This window comes from Aeromicrobium sp. (assembly GCF_050700635.1).
Lineage (GTDB): Bacteria > Actinomycetota > Actinomycetes > Propionibacteriales > Nocardioidaceae > Aeromicrobium.
This window is the reverse complement of sequence record NZ_JBOHDT010000142.1, coordinates 1-2,957: the sequence shown is the minus strand read 5'-3', so window position 1 is coordinate 2,957 and position 2,957 is coordinate 1. Positions and strand designations below refer to the sequence as shown.

General features: G+C 65.6%; 5 protein-coding genes. 2 read left to right on the top strand and 3 right to left on the bottom strand.

What is annotated here, in order from left to right:
• Positions 1-411: 411 nt before the first annotated feature.
• The gene (locus ACRDPN_RS11040; protein ID WP_431447587.1) at positions 412-801 is read right to left on the bottom strand and encodes an SHOCT domain-containing protein; all 390 of its coding nucleotides are present in this window, start codon (positions 799-801) and stop codon (positions 412-414) included.
• A 111-nt stretch (positions 802-912) separates the two neighbouring features.
• Positions 913-1,356 (bottom strand): DUF7144 family membrane protein, encoded by a 444-nt coding sequence (locus tag ACRDPN_RS11035; protein WP_431447585.1) that lies wholly within the window; start codon positions 1,354-1,356, stop codon positions 913-915.
• Positions 1,357-1,584: 228 nt separating this feature from the next.
• Here ACRDPN_RS11035 and ACRDPN_RS11030 point away from each other — a divergent pair, with 228 nt between their 5' ends.
• Positions 1,585-1,746: a hypothetical protein gene (locus ACRDPN_RS11030; RefSeq protein ID WP_431447582.1), complete on the top strand. Its 162-nt coding sequence runs from the start codon at positions 1,585-1,587 to the stop codon at positions 1,744-1,746.
• Entirely contained in the window at positions 1,730-1,981 is a 252-nt protein-coding gene (locus ACRDPN_RS11025; RefSeq protein ID WP_431447579.1) for a hypothetical protein, read from the top strand. Before ACRDPN_RS11030 ends, ACRDPN_RS11025 begins: the two co-directional genes overlap by 17 nt.
• On the opposite strand, the gene ACRDPN_RS11020 is transcribed toward ACRDPN_RS11025, so the two are convergent.
• Positions 1,929-2,957 (bottom strand): LuxR C-terminal-related transcriptional regulator (locus ACRDPN_RS11020; protein ID WP_431447577.1); only part of this gene is annotated, 1,029 nt, incomplete at its 5' end. The genes ACRDPN_RS11025 and ACRDPN_RS11020 overlap by 53 nt on opposite strands.

Sequence of the window (2,957 nt, the reverse complement as noted above, 5' to 3'; positions counted from 1 at the left end):
CGCACGATCATGCCCACGACGCCGGTGACGGCCGCGGCGGCCGCCAGTGGCCCCCACGAGTCGTAGGAGAACCCCGGCAACAGCTCGGCCGTCAACAGCAGCGCGAGGAAGGTCAGGAACCATGATGCGAACAGCCTCGCCACATCGGCAGAACGAAGGCTTCGCACCTCCACATGATGGCACGCGTCGGTCCCTGAAGACGGCTTTCGATGCTCGTTTCAGCCCGCGTGGTTAACGTACGAACACGGCACGTCGCGTTTGTCAGTGAGCGGGTGCTTCCTCAGCAGGGTGACCCGTCCAGCTGGAGAGCAGGTTCCTCCACGACCAGCGCTGTGTGCCACCCAGCAACAAGCCAGTTGCCGGTCGTGATCCTCGGCGTCGTCGAGTGTGGTGCTCGAACGAGGTGCGGCGTCAGGACAGAACCTTGTGCTTGCCCTGCTCGTACTCCGCCTCCGTGATCACGTTGCTGTCGCGAAGCTCGGCCAGCTCGCGCAGCTGGTCGGAGACGCTGGTCGACCCTGCCGCGTCCTGCACGTAGGCACGCATCCTCTTCTCGTTCTCCTGCGCCACCATGAGAGTGCGTTCGTGCATGGAGCCTCCCCGGGCGATGAGATAGATGACGGCGCCTAGCCATGGAAGGAAGATCAGGATGACGGTCCACATCGCCTTCTTCCCGCCACCGAGCTCGCGGTCGCGGAAGATGTCGCCGAAGATCGCGATGATGAGCCAGATCCATGAGAGCAGCAACATGAACCAAAAGGTTGAGACGATGACATCCCACAGACTGAAATCACCTGACATGGCGTTTCTCCTTGGTGTTCGGGACGAGAGTCTCGCCCGCTGTCGAGTTCAGGCTGTCGAGCGGCGACCTGAACCGGCTCACCCGCCGCGGGTGAGTGAGAGCTTGAGGGTCTAGAAGTCGTCGGTCGCCACTTCGCCGCCATGTGCGGTGACGGCATAGATCACGAGGACGCTCAGCGCGATCATGATGGCTCCCCACACCGGGTAGGCGGCCAGGAAGGCCAGATTCACGAGGGCGCTGAACACAGCCACGATCACCGCGATGACGCGAGCCCAGGTCGCGCCGGCGAAGAGTGCGAATCCCGCGAGGGCGATGACGGACCCCACGATGAGGTGGACCCAGCCCCACGTGGTGAAGTCGGCAGTGACCACGAGACCATTCTGACCGACGAGGAAGTAGTCGTCCTTGAACAGGGCCACGAGCCCAGCCATGGCGTGGAACGATCCGAGCAGGATCATCATGGCGCCTGCGAATACAATCAACCCGTACCAGCCGCTTCCGGACGAGGGGTTTCGATCCGAGCGTCGCCCGGCAGCTACGTTGGCTTCCGACATGGTGGTCTCCTATCGAATCGCGATGTTTGCCACCAGCATGGGAGGCCGGTGGCCCCTAGGGCCTCACCCACACCGGGTGACGCGCGGGCGGAGCGGCCGCGCAAGCATTGAGGCATGGTGAACCGACAGCCTTCAGGAGTCGGGTCGCCGGCCATGTACGAGATCCGACTCCAGCGGAGGCCGCCGGAGTCGCTCAGGCGGCGATTTCCGACGATGACGATGCAGGCGATGCGGGCACAGACAGCGTTGTTCCGTGAGGTCGAGGAGCCGGAGGAGCTTGACGGCTTGCTCCAGAAGCTGCTGTCGATGGGTCTGGTCCTGACGGAGGTTCACCGGATGTCGCTGACATCGCGCACTCAGGATGTGGTGATCGATGAGCAGGATGCTTGAGGTCCACGTCGAGGGCGAGCTTGGCGAACCACTGCTGCGCTATCTGAGCTGGTCCCACTACTACGTTCCCGAGCAGACGGTGGTGCGGGTGATCGCCGCACCCGACGAACTGCACAGTCTGCTCGCGGCCTGCACGAACGACGGGCTCGGCATCGAGCGGGTCCGCAGGATCGACCCTGTACCTAGCAGAGACCGAGCTCGAGACCCCGGCGGACGGCGTCCGCACGGCGATTGACACCGAACTTGCCGAAGATCCCCTTCAGGTGTGTCTTGACCGTGTTGACGGAGACGAACAGGGCGGCCGCGATCTCGTCGGTCGTGCACATCTGAGCGAGGAGGGCGAGCACCTGTGACTCACGCTCGGTGAGCGTCCCGACGACCGGCTGCCCTGACCGCAGCGCTTCCATACTGGTCGTCGGGTGTGGCACGCGGCGGGTCTGGACCGACCTGAGGAAGGCGTGGTGGTCCTGCATCAGGGACGCGTCTCGATCGATGAATCCCTGCAACCAGTGCCACTGCTGTATGAAGGGTCGTCTCAGGTCCTCCATGTCCCCCGCCCGGAGAGCTCGATCGACGAGGAGTCGGGCACGTGCGGCGTCCCCGTCGGACTGGGCCAACCGGGCCTCGATCAACCAGGACTGGATCTGGAGGTCGAGCGGTGATCCGGCCAGATCCGAGGCGACCGTGGCCAGTGCCGCGCGAGCGCCGCGTAGGTCGCCGATGTCGCTGCGCGCCGCCGCAGTCAGCGTGGCGGCCTCGACCAAGGCGTTGGCCGGTCCCGGAGTGATCATGGCGAGTGCGCGTTGCGGCTCACCTACCGCGAGTAGGGCCTCGGCCAACGCGATCGAGCGAAGATCGGCGAGCCGCGGCGAACCATGGCGACCCGTTGCCGTCTCGGTGGTACCGGCGCCCACGAGCAGGCGAGAGGCGGCCTCCGGCTGACCGCCATCCATGAGCAGTCGAGCTTCAGCCAGCAGCACGCAGGTCGTCAACCACGGCTCTCGGGCGCCACCGGGCTCCGTGGCAACGAGGTCGAGGTAGTGGCGGGCCGGCACCTGCTCGCCACGCTCCATGTGGACCCACGCCATCGCCACACAGGCGTGCATGGCCCCTGCCTGCCATGCGTGGCCGGCGTTGCGGAGCGTGTGCGTGGCGCGTCGGGTGGCGCGATGCAGGTCACCTTGGAGAGCCTCGAGCAGGGCCAGCTGGCC

Excerpts from the sequence above, each read along its gene's own strand:
- ACRDPN_RS11025 (WP_431447579.1), top strand. The coding sequence starts at position 1,730 with ATGAGCAGGATGCTTGAGGTCCACGTCGAGGGCGAGCTTGGCGAACCA.
- ACRDPN_RS11040 (WP_431447587.1), bottom strand. The coding sequence starts at position 801 with ATGTCAGGTGATTTCAGTCTGTGGGATGTCATCGTCTCAACCTTTTGG.
- ACRDPN_RS11035 (WP_431447585.1), bottom strand. The coding sequence starts at position 1,356 with ATGTCGGAAGCCAACGTAGCTGCCGGGCGACGCTCGGATCGAAACCCC.
- ACRDPN_RS11030 (WP_431447582.1), top strand. The coding sequence starts at position 1,585 with ATGCGGGCACAGACAGCGTTGTTCCGTGAGGTCGAGGAGCCGGAGGAG.